This window comes from Leeuwenhoekiella aestuarii (assembly GCF_004104055.1).
In the GTDB taxonomy this organism is placed as follows: Bacteria; Bacteroidota; Bacteroidia; order Flavobacteriales; family Flavobacteriaceae; genus Leeuwenhoekiella; species Leeuwenhoekiella aestuarii.
On the sequence record NZ_QOVJ01000002.1, the window covers coordinates 499,749 to 518,093 of the forward strand.

Genomic DNA, 18,345 nt, shown 5'->3' on the forward strand with positions numbered 1-18,345 from the left:
ACTAATTACAATTTTTCTAAGTTACTTATACTTCCCTAGGATTTTCGGTAACTCCAAATCAAATGCATGCATTTGAAAATCAGCATCAACCACGTTACCAGCTTTGTCTAAAACAATGTATTGAGGAATCCCATTAAAACTGAACAAATCTCTAAAGCGCTGATAGGTACTCTGATCTACTCGATACACGTTTTCCAGTTCTTGTTCTTTGATAAAATCCTCATATTTAGGAGATGTACTACTTTCATCTGTAATAAAAATAAACTCAAAATTAGGGTTGTCTTTATATTTTTTACGTGTTTCCTTCATTCTTTCAATAGTACCTATGCAGGGACCGCACCACGTTGCCCAAAAATCAATAAAGAGAATTTTATCCTTAAATGGGTCAGTGATGTTACGGAAGGCAGTAGTGCCTTTCCCTTCAGGAAGAATAAGAGTATTTTCTTTAAAAGTTTCGGCTGTAGGAATGTCTGCATCTACAATCATTTCATTATCTGATACTTGAGGATACGTTTGTTCATAAATCCGTTGTCCTTCAGCTTTTAAAAACGGGTTACCTATATTTTCTTTAAGACTTGCCCAGACCAGCTCTGAAGTTTCTTTTCCCCAAAAATCAAAGAAAAATTTAAGACTGCGCACTTTAATAATGTCACTGGCCAGATCTTTTTCAACACCAAAGAAATGGACCAGCAAACTGTCTTTTTGCTTCCATTTATCCAATACCACTTGCGCTTTGTCCTCGGGCGGGGCTTCTACATATTTTTTAAAATATGCTTGCGATTCTGTCTTATATTTTTCATTGAATTCTTTTGCCAACTTTATTCGCTCCAACGAATCAAGCTTCGATTTTTTGTCATTTGGTTTTAAAAAATTTTTATACTTTTCTTCTAAAGCAATACCTTCTTCTTCAAAATATTCCAGTATCGTTCTTTCTGGTTCCCGAAATCTTGAAAGTTGTGAATCGTGTTCTACTTTGCTAAATACATTGGTATACTCGAGACGGTTTATTAGAGTACTATATTGATTAGTAGCCAAAGCAGCAGTTTGATTTACTGGTAATAAGGTCTGCATGCTCTCATAATAGGAATCAGGCACTTCAAGTTGAAGAATGGCATGGGTAGTATCTTTCCTTTTCAAATAATCCCTGCGATGTATGTAATTAAACATATAGGTACTGGCGATTAGCTTAATATTGGCTCGGTGAAAATCCTTCGCTTTTTTGGAGATGCTATTTTCAGATAAGAATATGTTTAGTTTGTCTTCATTTTGAGTATATAGATTAAAGATTTTAGATTGAAAATCTAGAGGAGCAAGAGTGCCTACCCATTTTTGAAATTCTTCTCGGTAATCAGGACGTAGGGGAGAAAATGCATTTAATTCCCGATTCATTTTAGCTAGCGGCCCTTGATATTCAATATTTTCAAATTCGTAACGGCGGTTGCGATAACGGTCTGCAAGCAAAAAATCTCCCCAATCCAGAATAAGGCCCAGAGTAGTTCCGGGTTCAAGATAATAGGTAAAACCTTTCTCATTAATGACCATATAGGTTTCTACGGGATGTATCAACGGTATTTCGGCTTCAAATCGTCCATCAGGTGCAATTTCTACAACTGTAGGATATTCTTCCCGGGTTAGTTCATTGCCGATATAGATCATTCCGGTTTCAAAACCCAGTCTGGGATCGTAGCCTTTAATATAACCCACAATACGCGCCATTTTTCTATTGAAAAAATTGTCCGAATCAAAACGCTTCAATGCTGGATCTGATTGTGCTATTTCATCCTGAATCCAGTTCATCACATCTGATGGTACTTCTTTTGTAGTTTCAGAACTGCTTTTAGTAAGTGAAACCCCAAAGATAGTATTGGAAGCATCTACGTAATCAATCGTTTGAGTAGAAGCGGGGAGCGGTTCAAAAATGAGCTCGTTGAATTGTTCTCCAGAATCGGGTGTCCACAGTTTTTCATCAAATTTGGCATCTATCACCTCTTTGATCATGTATTTTTTATCCGTAGCCGCATCCCGCAAATAGATGTCTTTTGTGAAATTGACCCACCATCCTGGAATAAATTTGGAATGGATGGTGACGCGGGTTTCTTCAGGAGTGGTTTCTATACGCTGGATGTACGTGATTCCACTGGTGGTTACTTCATAATCGGGATTTTCAATAACCCTCACCTTTTCCTGACCATTACAAAAGTTGGAAACGAATAAAAAAACGAAGAAGGTTAAGCTGTGAATACTAATTTTCATGATTGATGAATTTGTTAAAATAGAAAATTAGAAAATTTCTGCTTTATAGAATCTTAATTCACAGCATAATATATGTATTTATAACATTTAAAATAAAAATCTATTCAAATGTCTGCAGTAAAATCTCTAAAATAGAAATTGCAGCCTCACTGATTTTTGATCCGGGGCCAAAAACGGCAACTGCTCCGGCTTCAAATAAAAACTGATAATCTTTACGCGGAACGACACCACCTACAATAACCATAATATCCTCGCGTTCGAGTGCTTTTAATTCTTGAATAACTTGTGGAACGAGTGTTTTATGTCCACCAGCTAAAGATGATATTCCCAATATATGAACGTCATTTTCTACAGCTTGCTTTGCGACTTCCTTGGGCGTTTGAAACAACGGACCAATATCTACATCAAAGCCAACGTCAGCATAACCGGTCGCTACAACTTTAGCTCCTCGGTCGTGGCCATCCTGTCCCATTTTAGCAATCATAATACGGGGACGTCGCCCCTCGAGTTTGGCAAAACGATCTGCGAGTTGTTGGGCTTTAGCAAAAGCGGGATCTGTTTTTATTTCTTTACTGTACACACCACTAAATGATTTTATTTGGGCTTTGTGTCTGCCAAAAGCTTTTTCAAGAGCATCTGATATTTCTCCCAGAGTAGCTCTTTCTCGAGCAGCAGTTACAGCTAAAGTTAGCAAATTACCGGTTCCTGTTTTTGCACATTCGGTTAAATCAGTTAAAGTTTTTGCAACTCCCTCAGCATTGCGATTGGCTTTTAAATTTTCAAGTCGTTGCAATTGAGACGCACGTACTGCATCATTATCTACCTCAAGTGTAACGAGATCGTCTTCTTGGTCTAACTGATATTTATTAACGCCAATAATCAAATCATTACCACTATCTATACGGGCCTGTTTACGAGCAGCAGCTTCTTCAATACGTAGTTTTGGGATTCCTTTTTCAATGGCTTTAGTCATACCGCCCAACTCTTCAATCTCTTCAATATGCTTCCAGGCTTTTTTAGCAATTTCATGGGTCAAACGTTCCACATAAAAACTACCTGCCCAAGGATCAACTGTGCGTGTGATTTCGGTTTCTTTTTGTAAATAAAGTTGGGTATTACGTGCAATTCGTGCTGAAAAATCAGTAGGTAAGGCAATAGCCTCGTCCAGGGCATTGGTGTGTAAACTTTGAGTCCCGCCAAAAACAGCCGCTGCAGCTTCAATTGTTGTACGCGCAACATTATTGAACGGATCTTGTTCTGTAAGTGACCAACCGCTGGTTTGACAGTGAGTACGCAGGGAAAGCGATTTTTGATTTTTAGGGTTGAATTGCTTTACGATCTTTGCCCAAAGCATACGAGCAGCACGCATTTTTGCAATTTCCATAAAGTGATTCATCCCAATTCCCCAGAAAAAAGAAAGACGTGGTGCAAATTTATCTACATCCATTCCTGCATTGATACCGGTGCGCAAATATTCTAAACCGCCTGCAAGCGTATAAGCCAATTCAATATCACAAGTCGCACCCGCTTCTTGCATATGGTAACCTGAAATTGAGATCGAATTGAACTTAGGCATTTGCTTAGCTGTAAATTCAAAAATATCTGAAATGATACGCATAGAAGGACTTGGCGGATAGATATAAGTATTTCTCACCATAAATTCCTTCAAAATATCATTCTGAATCGTGCCTTGCAGTTGCTCAGGTTTTATGCCTTGCTCTTCTGCAGCGACAATGTAAAATGCCATAATGGGCAGTACAGCTCCATTCATCGTCATCGAAACGCTCATTTTATCTAGCGGAATCTGGTCAAATAACAGTTTCATATCTTCAACCGAATCGATAGCCACACCGGCTTTCCCCACATCTCCTTCTACACGCTCGTGATCACTATCATATCCGCGATGCGTAGCCAGGTCAAAAGCAACAGAAAGTCCTTTCTGACCCGCTTTAAGATTACGTCTGTAAAATGCATTACTTTCTTCAGCGGTAGAAAAACCGGCATATTGTCTTATGGTCCACGGTTTGCGCACATACATGGTGCTGTAAGGCCCACGTAAATAGGGAGGAATTCCTGCTGCAAAATCCAGGTGTTCAACTTCTTCCAGATCAGCTTCAGAATATTCCTTTTTAATGAGAATTTCTTCTGCAGTACTCGCCACAGATGTATCAACCGATTTTTTGTTGGTAGATTTTTTAAGGCTAAGATGTTGCAGGTTTTTTCTACTCATCTTCTAATCGTTTTTGTTCTAATGCTTCTGTCAGGCGTTTTGGAATAACAGGTTCTATTAAAGTTTTACGCGGGTTTATTTTCAGAAATGGAAAAATCTCAAGCTCATTTTTCATTTGATCTTCGGTGTTCTGAAATACATTGCTGCCTATTACAGTCCTTTCTCCAGAATCAAAAGCCTCTTGTTCTTTAACAGCTGATTCTTTAATTTTCTTCTGAATTTTCCCGTCTATAAGTTGCGTTATAAAACCACCGCCTGCTTCAATCTCTTTAAAAAGGCTGATTGCTTTCTCTGAGAATTGCTGCGTTAATTCTTCAATATAATACGCCCCATCTGCAGGATTAGCCACTTGATCAAAATAGCTCTCGTGCTTTAAAATAAGCAATTGGTTTCGGGCAATTCGTTGACCAAATTTGTTGGTCCTATGGTAAATCGCATCATAGGCCAGATTACAAAAGCTATCAGCCCCACCCAGTATGGCACTCATAGCTTCTGTTGTGGTGCGTAAAAGGTTTGTATTGTAATCGTAAAGGGTTTTATTCCGCAAAGCGGAAACAGCAAGAATGTGGCAAGAATGTGGCAAATTATATGCCTCTGCAAGCGTTGCAAAAACCAACCGAAGTGCTCTTAATTTTGCAATTTCAAAGAAATAATTAGAACCTGTAGCAATCTTAAACGTGATGGTCTGGGTTTTTAAAGCATCTCCATACTGGTTGAAATATTCATTGACGTGTGCCAACGTATAAGCCAATTGCTGAACCATGTTTGCGCCAGCATTGTGATAGCCTGTTAAATCAACACCTATAACGTTATCGTTTTCAGCGTTTAAAAAAACCTTTTCCAAACTTTGAAAATCATTTTTCTGGTTAGAAAACCAGTTTCCTGACAGTGCCAGATTGCCTACAATATCTGTATTTAAAAAAGCTACGTGATTTTTAGCTTTCAGTTTTAGGCTCAATTCGGTCAAGAAATCAGCATCCAAAAAACTAAAACTGAAATAGATCGTCAACTCTTGCTGTGGTAGATTATCAACCAATTCATCTACATTAAATTTCTCATCCGCTTTAAAAAGCAGGGATTCTGCACCTTTAGAAAGCGCAAGTGTAGCCGTTTTTGCAGAAACCTTTGGATCTAGAATAAAAATCTCTTCAACGATATTCCAGTTTTGTGGGTGACCGGGAATGGGGAGTGGAGTAGTGTCTTCGCTGTGATAAAAGGGTTTTATATGTATTCCTTCGGGAGCATTCCAGACGAGTGTTTTATTATAGTCCAGGCCATCAAGATCGTATTGTATCTTTTGCTTAAAAGCTTTGGCAGAAACCGGTTGAAATTCAGAAAATAAATGTTTACCCATCTTTATCTGTTTTTAAGCTGTCTTCAAATTCAATGATAAAAATTTCTTCATTTTCTTTTTTCATCAAATACTCTTCACGCGCAAAGCGCTCCAGTTCTTCAGAATCTTTAAGCTTATTGATCTGATTTCGGTCAGATCTAATTTCTTGTTTAAAATATGCACGATTTCCTTTTAACTTATCGATCTCATCGTTAAGTTCTTTGTGAATGAACCACGAGTTGGTATCAAAAAACACCATCCAAACTGTGAAAATCACCAAAATAAGCACGTATTTATTTCCCAAAATACGAAACCACTTTTTCTGACGGAGTTTTTTTAATACAGACACAAGAAAGGTGTTAAGGTTAAACCAAACGTTGATTTATAATACTGCGAACGATATCTATAGCGACGTTGTTGTATCGGTTATAAGGTATGATAATATCTGCATATTCTTTAGTAGGCTCTATAAATTGTTGATGCATGGGTTTTAACGTGGTCTGGTATCGTGTTAAAACTTCTTCCAAATCTCTTCCACGTTCTGCAATATCCCGCTTCAACCTACGTATAAGTCGCTCATCAGAATCAGCATGTACAAAGATCTTGATATCAAACAACTCTCTTATTTCAGGGTGCGTGAGGATCAAAATGCCTTCTACAATCACAACCTTTCTAGGATGTGTAATCACCTTATCACTGGTACGGTTGTGCTTTACAAAAGAATAAACAGGCTGTTCAATAGTTTCCCCGTTTTTTAATAGCTCAAGATGCTTACACAGCAATTCAAAATCTATAGATTTAGGGTGGTCAAAATTTATTTTAACCCGCTCATCATAACTGAGGTGTGAGGTATCACGATAGTAAGAATCCTGTGAGATGACAGTAACTTCACCTTCAGGTAATTCCTGCACAATTTGATTAACAACAGTTGTTTTACCGCTACCAGTACCACCAGCAATTCCTATAATTAGCATAAACTCACTTTTCGGCAAAAATAGGAAACTTACGCGATAATCGCGCTTAAAAGCATTGGGCCTTATTCTGGAATTTTAAGTATTTCAAGGTGAAGCTTTACACGCTTAATTCAGAGTCATTTAATCTTCTTGACTAAAACCTCCTTTAGAAAACTATCGAAAAGCTAAATAATTTCGCTAGTGTGGAAGTTTATCTTTGATCAAGCCATAAACAAAGGTGCCTAGCAATGCCCCGAAAATCACTACAAGTATCGAAACATAACCTGCACCGGCAAGTACATACATAGGACCGGGGCAAGCACCTGCCAATGCCCACCCCAAGCCAAACAATAAGCCACCAATAGCATAGCGAGCAATGCTTTTATTTTTTGGTTTTAATTGCATCTCCTGTCCGCCAATAGCCTTGATATTGAATCGTTTGATGAGCTGTACGCCAACAATACCTAAAACCAGCGCAGAGCCAATAATGCCATACATATGAAAAGCTCCAAACTCAAACATTTCAAAAATACGAAACCACGAAGCAGCTTCAGATTTGTACATTAGGATACCAAAAAAAGTACCTATAACTAGATATACAAGGGTTTTCATTACGTGAAAATTAAGGGAAAAATAAAGTGAATCATTAACAGACCGCCTGCAAAAAAGCCAATTACTGCAATAAGTGAAGGTAACTGAAGGTTGCTCAAGCCTGAAATGGCATGACCTGATGTACAGCCACCCGCATATCGCGCTCCAAAACCTACAAGAAACCCACCCATTAACAGAATTGCTATATTCCTAAGGCTTGATAATGCTTCTAAACTGAAAAGTTCCGTAGGTAGATAAGCTTCTCCGGCGCTGTTGATACCGTATACATTCAATTTGGAAATGACATCTGGAGCGATTTCAACGGTGTTGTTTGAGAGGTATTGAGAGGCAATAAAACCACCTATTATTGCACCTACCATCACGGTAAGATTCCAGCGTTCTTTTTTCCAATTGAATTTAAAAAAGTCTGCTGCTTTACCTGCACCAGAAACAGAACACAGCGTTCTCAAATTAGAAGACATTCCGAATTGCTTACCTGCATACAGCAAGATAAACATGGTTAGTGAAATTAATGGGCCGGCTATATACCAAGGCCAGGGATCGTAAATCCAATTCATAGCTAGATTTAAGGGGTTCTTTTATATATTTTTTTTAAGGTTGTACAAAGAACCACAAACTTCTAATAAGTCTACGTAACACGTGTTACATACTTATAAATAATTAGGCTTGATGCATAACTAGAATTTATGGTTGTCACAATTTTTAAAACATCAGTAATATAAATCTTGATTAGGGGACTTTTATATTTATCTCAAAACCTCCCCCAGAAGCCATATAGATAACAAGGTTAGAAAAGCTTGTTATTTCATTTTAAGCTTTCCTGTAGTACAAACCCCTTTAGAAAAGTCCATTTCTATTGAATGAAACTTTATTCAATGATTTGCTTCAGATCCCATAATTCAACAATTTTTTAAATTCTGAAATCTTAAAATGTGCACTACAGCTATTTGCATAGACTGTATAGTTATCAAAGAGGGTGTAATCACCTTATAAGCATCCTTAAAGCAGGATTTGATCTCTATCGCAATATGTGGTTTTGTATTGTAATCTTCTTGTATAGCACTCAATAAAGCTTCACGGGATCCTCTAAAATACAGATTGTGATGTATAAATTTTGTTACAATGTATTTTTCAAAACCTTCTTCAACACGCCCTAAACCTGCGGTTTTTAAAAAAGATTCTACTATTTCTTTATTGTATTTTATTGCAGACTGTTTTGATCTGTTGCAGGTGATCTGTATTAATAACTATGATCATCAAGCTTGACCTTTCCTCTAAAAGTTCGATATACAAAAAAGGTGTAGCCTAATACAAGTGGTCCTCCAATGGCGACGAACAGGAGCATAATTCCAAGTGAACGTTGTGAGGAAGCCGATTCATAGACATCTAAACTGTATTTAGGATCTACAGTTGAGAATAACAGATTAGGATATAATTCAATTGCAACAAGAACCAAAAGCAAACTGATGGTCAACGATGAAAAGAAAAATGCCAGTTTGTAATTTTTTTTATTTGCCAGCCTAGGAACGTTTGCTATGGCCATAAAAGTTAATACAGGTATTATAAAAAGCAATGGATTACTTTTAAAATCATCAGATAAATGCGGAATATAAAGCAACGTGTAGAGTGTTGTAATCGCAAAGCTTACCATAAAAAAGATCATTCCCTTTTTGAGTAAAAAAGTGAGTTTGGCAAAAAGGCGTCCTTCGGTTTTAAGGAGAAGGTAAATAGCTCCATGAGACATAAATAAAGCCAGTGTAGTGATACCGGTCATTATTGCATAAGGATTTAAAAATTCAAAAAAACCGGCACCCTCATACTCAAAGTTTTCTCCAATAGCTATTCCTTGCAATACATTCCCCAGAACTACACCAAGTAAAAAAGCTAACATTATACTTGAAATACTGTAACAAATATCCCAAAGTTTACGCCACCATAGCATTTCTTCTTTTCCGCGGAATTCAATAGCAATCGCTCTAAAAATGATAAAGATTAAAAAGAGCATAAATGGAATATACATCGAAGAAAATAAGGTAGCATACATAATTGGGAAGCCGGCAAAAAGCGCTCCCCCACCAATAACCAGCCATACTTCGTTCCCATCCCAAACAGGTCCTACTGCGTTAAGAGCAATGCGTCTGCTGAGTTCTTTTCTAAAGAAGAGATGCCAGGCTCCTGCACCAAAGTCAAAACCATCTAAAATAGCATAGCCCGAAAATAAGCCTCCTATAACTAAAAACCACCAAGTGGGATAATCTATACCTAAAACTGTTTCCATAATATCTGTATTAGCCGGTAACTACCTCTGAAATTTCTTTGGTTAATGGACGGTCATCGTCTCCGTCATCATCTGCAGCTTCCTCATACGGTCCGTGCTCTATTTTTTTATTTAAGAGATAAACAAAAAGCACGAAGAGTAAGGCGTAAACAGCCATAAATAATATCAGCGAAAACAGGATCTGGTTTGCTGAAACCGCTTGAGAGAATGCCTCGTCTGTGCGTAAGAGTCCGTATACCACCCATGGTTGCCTGCCCATTTCGGCAGCAAACCAACCGACCTGATTGGCTATTTGTGGTAATAATGCTGTAAAAACAAATACCCAAAGCAACCATTTTTTATCGAATATTTTTTTCTTTAAAAGTAAATAGGAGCCGAGTAAGGTTAAAGCTATAAGAAACATACCTATCGCAATCATAATATGATAAAACTGAAAGACCGCATTGAGCTGTGAAGGGCGTTCATCTTCAGGGAAAGCATTTAAACCCGTAACCGGAGTGTCAAAATCCTGATCTAACATAAATGAAAGCCCACCGGGAATTGCGAGACCGGTGACTTCTTGTTTTTCTTTATCTACCCAGCCAAAAAGATATAGATCTGCAGGGGCCTTTTTTTCAAAATGACCTTCTAATGCAGCAAGTTTTGCAGGTTGATTTTTAGCAACACCATCTGCAGAAGCATGACCGGCAACAAGTTGAGCCAATGAAGCAACCGTAGCAACAACAAGCGTAATTTTAAAAGCCTTTTTAGAAATCGCTACAAAACGACCTTTTAAAATATAATAAGCGTGAACGCTAAGAATTAAGAACGTACCCGCCAGGAATGCTCCCAGCCAAACGTGAGCAATACGTTCTACACTAGAAGGGTTGAAAACCATCGCCCAAAAGTCTGTAATTTCTGCTCTTGCCATTAACCCTTCGCCAACGATGTGATACCCAGCCGGAGTCTGTTGCCAACTGTTAGCGACCACAATCCATATTGCAGAGAACATAGACCCCAGGAAAACACCAATTGTTGAAACCAGATGTACCCACGGTTTTACACGATTCCAACCAAATAATAAGACTCCTAAAAACCCACTTTCTAAAGCGAAAGCAAATATACCTTCAGCAGCGAGGGCGCTTCCGAAAACGTCTCCTACATACCGTGAATAGGTTGCCCAGTTGGTGCCAAATTCAAATTCCATAACAATACCGGTAACCACACCAATACCAAAAGTAAGCGCGAATATTTTAGTCCAGAATTTAGCAAGAATGTGGTAATCTTCTTTTTTAGTCTTTATATAGAGACTTTCAAAAACAACCATCAAAAGGCCAATCCCAATGCTTAAAGGAGGATAGATATAATGAAAGGCAATGGTAAAGGCAAACTGTAATCGGGCAAGTAATTCTACATCCATTTTGTACGGGATTTATAACTATAAAATTACGACCCAAATCGCTGTTAATCCCTTTATTTAAAAGGAAAGTTTGTTAAATGTCTTTCATTTTAAAATGAAAATAAAAGGAAGCTATGTGTGCTTTTTAAGATTCTTGAATGGTTTAGGAATTTTGTAAAGAATACGTGGTTATTAATAGATTTTTTTATAGTTAAGTAAAATACTAATCGATCTGCTTAATAGATTAATATGTTGCTGAAAAGCTGGTAAGAGATAGCTTTAAGCTATCATAAAACCGTTTAGGATTTAAGATTGAAAGTTGATCTGCATCTCAAAATCTGCCCTTTTTGTAACAGAATTTCTAATTATTACAAGTTTCAAGTTAAAAAAGTGGGAGTTTGGTAATCTAAGGACTCTGTATTAGCATTTATCTATTTAAAAATCAGTTTTTAAAGAATACAATAATAATTTATAATTCGTTAGATTTTTTATTTGTAAGCGCTTCATTTATTCGATATTAGTTGAAATATTAATTTAATTATTCTCGATCTCAATACCTAATGAAGCAGTTGCTAATGGGTGCTTTTAACTTTGATCTATGCGTCTAAAAATAAGTTGTAATTTAAAATTTGAGATTTCAACACCCACTCCGTTTATTCTCATGTTAAGACCACGTAGCGGAAGTCAACAGTGGGTTGAACACCAGGAATATGAGATTAAACCAGGTACACCTGTTTTTGAGTTTACAGACCATTATGGTAATCTTTGTCAACGTCTAATTGCACAATGCGGACTGTTCGCTATCAGCACGTCTTCAGTGGTAGTAACATCAGATTACAGCGATGAGGCTTATGGAGCAGAGTTTGTAGAAATTCAGAATTTACCTGATTCTGTTTTGAGCTATTTATTACCCAGCAGGTACTGTGAATCTGATTGCTTTAACGAACTTGCCGTGCATATTACACAGGATCAATTATTGGGATATAACCAAGTCGCTGCGATTACAAACTGGTTGCGTTCTACTATAAGCTATATACCCGGCAGCAATAATGAACCTTTATCTGCAATACAGGTAAATAATAACGGATATGGGGTATGTAGAGATCTTGCTCATTTAGGAATAGCGTTATGCCGAAGTTTGAGTATTCCGGCACGTATTGTAGTAGGTTATTTACACAACTTGCAGCCTATGGATATGCACGCCTGGTTTGAAGCATATATAGGCAACCGCTGGTATACGTTTGATGCAACGCAGTTGGGTTCGCCTGGTGGTTATGTAATTCTTGGGCTAGGGAAAGATGCTGCTGATGTTGCTGTTTTTAATCAATTTGGTCCTTCTGTTTTTCCTATTGAACAGCAGGTGCGAGTTGAACAAATTTGATTAGTACAGGTTTACAAATTCTAAGAATGATGTATTTTCAAATTCCCGTAACAACTAAAAAAGGAAGTAGGATTTTTTAAGCTACTTCCTGTTTCTTAGGTTTATTTAAATTCGTTAACCGCTTCGCCTAAATCGTAAACTGGAGTTTTTAAGGCATCTGCGAGTATGCTGCTCCCCGTGGCACTGCGATAGCCTCCTGCACAATGTACCACAATAGGTTTTTCGGTTGGGATTTCGCCTGTACGCTCCCGCAATTCGTGAAGAGGAATTGTCAATGCGTGATCAAAAAATTTCCCGCTTTCGGTCTCACTGGTATTTCTTATATCTACTACCGTAAAAGCTTTTGGATCTTGTTTAAAAGCTTTAAGATCGATGAGTTCTTGGGTTAAACCAAAATTCGATTCAAGAGTTATTACTCGCTTTACCTGACTCTCATAGCCTATTTTAGCAATACGATCGAGCACTTCGTGTACGTGTGCCGCATAGGATACAACTACACTAAATTCCTCTTCAGGCTTTACAATAGCCCCCAGCCAGGTTTCAAACTTGTGCTCTGGTTTTAGTGCCATAATATTAAAGCTGTTGCGTTTGTGACCCTTTTTGAAGTCTGCTTCGCTGCGTGTATCAATAACCAATGCATCGCCATTAATTTCAGTTTCAAACAGATTGAAAGGAATATCTGCTACAGCATTTCTCAGGGTAGCAGCCCCTGTTTTATTGAGATCTACATTGTAGCCAAAGTAATGCGGGATAAAAGGCTGCGAATCGAGTAAATGATTGATAAACGACTCTTCTTCGTCTATTTTAAAAGCCCAGTTGGTCTCACGTTGTTCGCCAAGTGTACTCCAGGTCTGATCTGCGCTCATGCCTTTTCCGCAAAGTGAGCCTGCACCGTGTGCGGGATATACGAATGCGCTATCGGGCTGATCGTTAAATTTTGTCATCATGGTATCAAACATAGACTTTGCCAGATCATTGCGTTTGGCTTTTTGATTACCGGCTTTTTCTCGCAAGTCAGGTCGTCCCACATCGCCAATAAATAAGGTGTCACCTGTAAATAAAGCAGTTTTATCTTTTGCTTTGGCTACAATCGTAATACTGTCTGGGCTATGACCGGGAGTATTGAGTGCACTAAAATTTACATTTCCCATTTTAAAATGATCGCCTTCATCAAAATGCTGATGTGTATAACCGGCCCCTAATTTTTCGCTATTGTATATAATAGCACCGGTTTCTTTATGTATTTGCAAGTGACTGCTGATAAAGTCAGCGTGCGGATGTGTTTCAAAAACCGCTACGATTTTAGCATTATATTCTTCTGCAAAAGCATAATAAGCAGCAGGATCACGCTCCGGATCTACAAGAGCGATTTTATCCTCACTTAAGATAGCATAAGAGAAATGTGCCAGAGGCTTGTATTCAAATTGTTTAATAGTCATAACGTGAATTTTGATAAAAATAGTGAAGATTATAAGCTGTGGCTGTAACCTATGATACACAAAATAAACTATGAATTAATTTTTCAGTTTATTTTTAAACGGATAGGTGATCTGGCCCGCAAAATCTTTGGGGAAGTTCTCATCACCTTCAAAACCTATTTCTATATTCTTTCCGCTTTGCGGAATATAAGCCGTACCGAAAATATAATCCCAAATGCTCAGGCTTAAACCAAAATTCATCCCGTATTTATGTTCAGGTGGTAGTTTCTTAGCATGATGCCAGATATGCATACGCGGGTTGTTGAAGAGGTAACCCAAAGGACCGTAGCTCCAATCAAGATTCGCGTGATTTAAATGCCCTATAAATACCGAAAGCATATGCACCACAAAAAACTGCTCGATACCAAAACCGATCATCGCAAGTGGAATATATTGAATGCTTTTATAAACCAAGGTTTCTACAAAATGAAACCGGAACTGCGCCGCAAAACCCATTTCTTTTACACTGTGATGTACTTGATGAAATTTCCACAGCCAAGGAACTCTGTGCAACATGCGGTGCACATTCCACTGTATAAAGTCGGCTATGATAAACATAATGACTAGCTGTGCCCAAACGGGAAAACTCTGAATCTCTACAGCTACCAGATTATTGATTCCAAAGAGTCCCAGAAAGTCATTAAAAAGTTCAACTCCTACATTAGAAAGTGCATTGTAGCCGATAAGGGAAAATAGAAAAAAATTGAAAAGTATATAAAAAGCGTCTAGCCAAAAGCCCTTTCTTATAACGGGTTGTTTCTTTCGCCACGGAATTAATATCTCTAAGGCAAAGACCAATAAAGATAAACCTAAGAGCCAATAGAAGTAGTTGGTCCATCCCGGGTTTGTGATCTCATCAATCAGATAATTAAAATATCCGGAAAATGAATCTTGTATGATCTTTAAATACTTTTCCACATTGATTAGGTCGGTTTTATAACTATAACATTACGAGTTTTCTCGGAGTAATTATAAGAGCATTTCCTGTCTATTCTTTCTTAAGTAAAAGCGTTATTTGCCCGAGATGATAATAACTGTGCTCAATTAGTGCTTCTATATTTCTTGCGTAAGTTCCGTATTCTTGTTTTACAAAAACCGCGTTCAGTTTTTCGTCAGATAACTGGGTTATCAATTCGCATAGTTCAGAAGTATCTTTCCAAAATCTATTAAGAAAAAAATCCCAATCTTTTTGCGTTTTAATAGGAGGGAAATCAAAGCTATACCGGTCTTGTATTGTTAACTTTCCACCGTTAAAAACCTGTTTTATGCCGTTAATATAGTAGTGTATATGCTGAGCAAGGTCTGCAACGGTATTATAATTTTTAATCTTTTGAGTAACAACTTTGAAACTCAAAGTTTCTAATTGGTTTTTAAAATTTGTATTGGCAATCCAGGTACCATCTATAATAACTTCTTGTAAACGATTAGAAAGTTCACGGGATTTTGACATAAACAATTGTTTAAACTGAGTATAAAGTTAATGAATAAGCATTTTGCGCATCTTCAAATTCTAAAATAGAGACTAGCTCTATATTTTTAAAAAGCTTTTGTACAATTTTATAAAAGAACTTAGCTTGCAAGAATGAAAAAACAGGCTGGTTTAGTCTTCTTACTTTTAAGTTTTTGCTTTTCAAAATTACAAGCGCAAGCCGAGCCTGTTTACCGTTATGAGGTTTTGGTAGGTCACGATAACGATTTTACCATTTTTGGGACACGCACTGACTGGCATTACACTTACGGAATACATCTTGGAATGGGATGGAGGCCCAATTCTGAAAATTTTATTTCCAAACTTTTTCCTGAAAAGAAAGCTTTTAGTCATCATATAGGTGCACATATACAGGCTTTCACACCAGATTATGCACGTACGTATCAGATTGTAAAAACCAGACAACCCTATGCCGGTTGGGGATATTTTGATTTTGTGACCAACTATGGTTTTACACGCTCTTATCTTCAGTTGAAAATTGACCTGGGAATTTTGGGACCAGCTGTGCAGGCAGGAGAAATACAGAATTTTATTCACGAATACTTCTCAAAAGATATCTTTGTGGATCAATGGGAGCAGCAAATTCCGAATCAATTTGGGTTCAATTTAAGAGCCAATTATGCCCAGGATATTTTTACTGAAAACTGGCTGAATATTTATGGAATAACTCGCGTTTCAGCTGGTAATATTTTCACATTTATTGAACCGGGAGTATATTTTAGGTTCGGAAAATTTGAAACCATCTCAAAATCTGTCGCGCGCCAGCAAAGTCTTTTAGGTAACGGAAATACAGAGATTTTTATTGAGGCCGGTTTTAATATGAATTTTTCAGTATTTAATGCTACTATTGAAAATGCGAACGCCTACGGCGAAAAAGTTGTACCCAGAGATTTAGTAGATCACAGTATTCTCAACGGCCACGTGGGTTTATTTTTTGCTAAAAAACGCTTTACAATGGGTTTAAAATGGAATTATACCGAGGGTGAAATAGAGGACAATAAACCGCATCGGTTTGCAGTATTAGCCGGCACCTATAAATTCAATTGATTAATATTTTTGACGAGAAACGCGGTCTTCAATTTCTGTTCTGGGGTGTACACCGTCTACATATTCTACAGCCTCAACTACCCGAACAAATAAATTCTCTTGACCCAGAAGATCTACAACACCAGTTTTAAATAGTATATCACGCGTAGGACCCGTTGCCGCAGCGATCATCAAGGTTAATTCGCGTTGGCGCAATTCAAGAATGAGAAATTTTAAAATATAAATAGCGCTGCTGTCTATATAATTTATGGCTTCTGCATTGATGATTATTGTTTTGAGATCATAGCCTTTTGCCTTGATGTGACGTTTAAGTTGTTTGTAGAAATAATCTTTATTCCCAAAGAATAATTGCGCATCAAAACGAACTACGAGAATGTCTTTTCTATCTATGATATCTGTTGCAAAACGGTTGATGTTCTTAAAATAAGTAGTTCCTTTAATCTGACCCAAAACAGCCATATGCGGTTTTGAAGTGCGGTAAACCATCAGCAGTAATGAGAATAAAACACCCAGAATAATTCCTTCCTGAATACCCACAAACAGCGTGATGAAAAACGTAGCCATCAATAAGAGGAACTCGTCTTTCTGATTTTTATAAAGTTCTTTAGGGTATTTTAAATCAATCAAACTTCGTATTGCAAGCATTATGATTGAAGCCAAAATCGCATTAGGTAAATAGTAAAATACCGGCGTTAAAAAAAGTAGGGTTAATGCAACTAAAGCGGCGCTTATAAAAGCTGCAACACCCGTTTTTGCACCGGCTTGAAAGTTAACCGCCGTACGGCTAAAACCTGCTGTTGTAGGATAGCATTGAAAAAAAGAACCTAGAATATTTCCGGTTCCCAGCGCGATGAGTTCTTGATTGGCATTAATATTATTAGACTTCAACTTTTCTTCTAAAGCCTTTCCTATTGAAACAACTTCCATAAAAGCAATTAAAGACATCGCCAGTGCAAGCGTAAATAGTTCGCCAAGACTCGTCCACGGAATATCTGGTATTTTAAAAGCGGGAAGCCCTTCTGGGATTTTCCCGACTAATTTTAATCCGTAGTTTGTAATTGGTGTAAAATAGGCTAGCGCGATACCCAAGATAACCACAACTATTGCTGCCGGTATCTGACTATGAATGCGTTTTACGAGCAACATCATTCCTATGCCACTTAAGCCTACAAGCAAGGCCATAGGATTAATCGCATCAAGTTGATTAAATGTTTGTTGAAAGATCTGTAAAGTTTTGTTACTGGTCACGGTGATTCCCAATAAATGCTTCAGCTGACTGATGCCTATAATTAAGGCCGCGGCAGAAGTAAAGCCACTAATGACAGGTTTTGATAAAAAATTAACCAAAAATCCCATCTTTAAAAAACCAAGCAAAACTTGTATAACCCCAATGAATAAGGCCAGAAATATAGCCATCGAGATGTATTCATTTATTCCTGTAATCGCAAGTGCTCCCAGACCACTTGCGATTAATAATGAGTCCATTGCAACGGGGCCAATTGCCAGTTGGCGCGAGGTTCCCATTATCGCATAAATAACTTGCGGAATAAGCGCAGCATACAGTCCAAAAACCGGTGGTAAGCCAGCAATCATTGCATAGGCCATTCCCTGTGGGATCAACATGATCCCAACGGTTATTCCGGCAGAAATATCACCTGATAAATAACTTTTTTTATAGTTAGGTAACCAACTTAAGATGGGAAAATACCGTTTCAATATCTTTTGTTTTGCGGTCAAATATACTGTCTTGATCCAAACTCAAAAGTAACTCAGGTTACTTAGGACTGATTTTAAAAATACAATAATTATTAAGCCACTCCTTTTAAATACCTATCTCAATTTCTATTTTATTTATCATAAAGGCATTACAAACTCCACTCAAAGTCTGTGAACTCTTGGAGCCTAAAATTGTA

15 protein-coding genes are annotated in these 18,345 nt (G+C 37.6%); 2 read left to right on the top strand and 13 right to left on the bottom strand.

What is annotated here, in order from left to right; all coding sequences use genetic code 11:
* Window positions 1–21 precede the first annotated feature (21 nt).
* The 9 genes from DSM03_RS08160 to DSM03_RS08200 form a co-directional block, all read right to left on the bottom strand.
* On the bottom strand, window positions 22–2,253 hold the full coding sequence (locus DSM03_RS08160) for a TlpA family protein disulfide reductase (protein ID WP_128760929.1): 2,232 nt from the start codon (window positions 2,251–2,253) through the stop codon (window positions 22–24).
* Window positions 2,254–2,353: 100 nt separating this feature from the next.
* Complete coding sequence (scpA, locus tag DSM03_RS08165; RefSeq protein WP_128760928.1) at window positions 2,354–4,483, bottom strand: methylmalonyl-CoA mutase; 2,130 nt, start codon at window positions 4,481–4,483, stop codon at window positions 2,354–2,356.
* The gene (locus DSM03_RS08170) at window positions 4,476–5,837 is read right to left on the bottom strand and encodes a methylmalonyl-CoA mutase subunit beta (RefSeq protein ID WP_128760927.1); all 1,362 of its coding nucleotides are present in this window, start codon (window positions 5,835–5,837) and stop codon (window positions 4,476–4,478) included. The genes scpA and DSM03_RS08170 overlap by 8 nt, the downstream gene beginning before the upstream one ends.
* A complete protein-coding gene (locus tag DSM03_RS08175; RefSeq protein ID WP_420813127.1) occupies window positions 5,830–6,165 on the bottom strand; it encodes an FtsB family cell division protein in 336 nt (111 codons plus the stop codon). The genes DSM03_RS08170 and DSM03_RS08175 overlap by 8 nt, the downstream gene beginning before the upstream one ends.
* Before the next feature lie 16 nt (window positions 6,166–6,181).
* A complete protein-coding gene (gene udk, locus DSM03_RS08180; RefSeq protein WP_128760926.1) occupies window positions 6,182–6,790 on the bottom strand; it encodes a uridine kinase in 609 nt (202 codons plus the stop codon).
* 177 nt (window positions 6,791–6,967) lie between these two features.
* Window positions 6,968–7,381, bottom strand: a complete 414-nt coding sequence (locus DSM03_RS08185) for a DUF6691 family protein (protein ID WP_128760925.1) — start codon at window positions 7,379–7,381, stop codon at window positions 6,968–6,970.
* Window positions 7,381–7,938, bottom strand: coding sequence for a YeeE/YedE family protein (locus DSM03_RS08190; protein WP_128760924.1), 558 nt, complete (start codon window positions 7,936–7,938; stop codon window positions 7,381–7,383). The genes DSM03_RS08185 and DSM03_RS08190 overlap by 1 nt, the downstream gene beginning before the upstream one ends.
* A gap of 683 nt (window positions 7,939–8,621) precedes the next feature.
* Window positions 8,622–9,659 carry a cytochrome d ubiquinol oxidase subunit II gene (gene cydB / locus DSM03_RS08195; protein ID WP_128760923.1) on the bottom strand — a complete coding sequence of 346 codons (1,038 nt, stop codon included), beginning with the start codon at window positions 9,657–9,659 and terminating at the stop codon, window positions 8,622–8,624.
* A gap of 10 nt (window positions 9,660–9,669) precedes the next feature.
* The gene (locus DSM03_RS08200; RefSeq protein WP_128760922.1) at window positions 9,670–11,058 is read right to left on the bottom strand and encodes a cytochrome ubiquinol oxidase subunit I; all 1,389 of its coding nucleotides are present in this window, start codon (window positions 11,056–11,058) and stop codon (window positions 9,670–9,672) included.
* A gap of 577 nt (window positions 11,059–11,635) precedes the next feature.
* Here DSM03_RS08200 and DSM03_RS08205 point away from each other — a divergent pair.
* Window positions 11,636–12,418 carry a transglutaminase-like domain-containing protein gene (locus tag DSM03_RS08205; RefSeq protein WP_128760921.1) on the top strand — a complete coding sequence of 261 codons (783 nt, stop codon included), beginning with the start codon at window positions 11,636–11,638 and terminating at the stop codon, window positions 12,416–12,418.
* Window positions 12,419–12,519: 101 nt separating this feature from the next.
* Here DSM03_RS08205 and DSM03_RS08210 read toward each other — a convergent pair whose 3' ends face one another.
* From DSM03_RS08210 to DSM03_RS08220, 3 genes are all read right to left on the bottom strand, one after another.
* On the bottom strand, window positions 12,520–13,857 hold the full coding sequence (locus DSM03_RS08210; RefSeq protein ID WP_128760920.1) for an MBL fold metallo-hydrolase: 1,338 nt from the start codon (window positions 13,855–13,857) through the stop codon (window positions 12,520–12,522).
* A 75-nt stretch (window positions 13,858–13,932) separates the two neighbouring features.
* Window positions 13,933–14,814 (bottom strand): sterol desaturase family protein, encoded by an 882-nt coding sequence (locus tag DSM03_RS08215; protein WP_128760919.1) that lies wholly within the window; start codon window positions 14,812–14,814, stop codon window positions 13,933–13,935.
* 70 nt (window positions 14,815–14,884) lie between these two features.
* Complete coding sequence (locus tag DSM03_RS08220) at window positions 14,885–15,346, bottom strand: DUF1572 domain-containing protein (RefSeq protein ID WP_128760918.1); 462 nt, start codon at window positions 15,344–15,346, stop codon at window positions 14,885–14,887.
* Between the two features lie 132 nt (window positions 15,347–15,478).
* Here DSM03_RS08220 and DSM03_RS08225 point away from each other — a divergent pair, with 132 nt between their 5' ends.
* Entirely contained in the window at window positions 15,479–16,432 is a 954-nt protein-coding gene (locus tag DSM03_RS08225) for a lipid A-modifier LpxR family protein (protein WP_128760917.1), read from the top strand.
* On the opposite strand, the gene DSM03_RS08230 is transcribed toward DSM03_RS08225, so the two are convergent.
* The gene (locus tag DSM03_RS08230; protein WP_201740423.1) at window positions 16,433–18,148 is read right to left on the bottom strand and encodes a SulP family inorganic anion transporter; all 1,716 of its coding nucleotides are present in this window, start codon (window positions 18,146–18,148) and stop codon (window positions 16,433–16,435) included. It lies immediately after the preceding gene.
* Window positions 18,149–18,345: the final 197 nt, after the last annotated feature.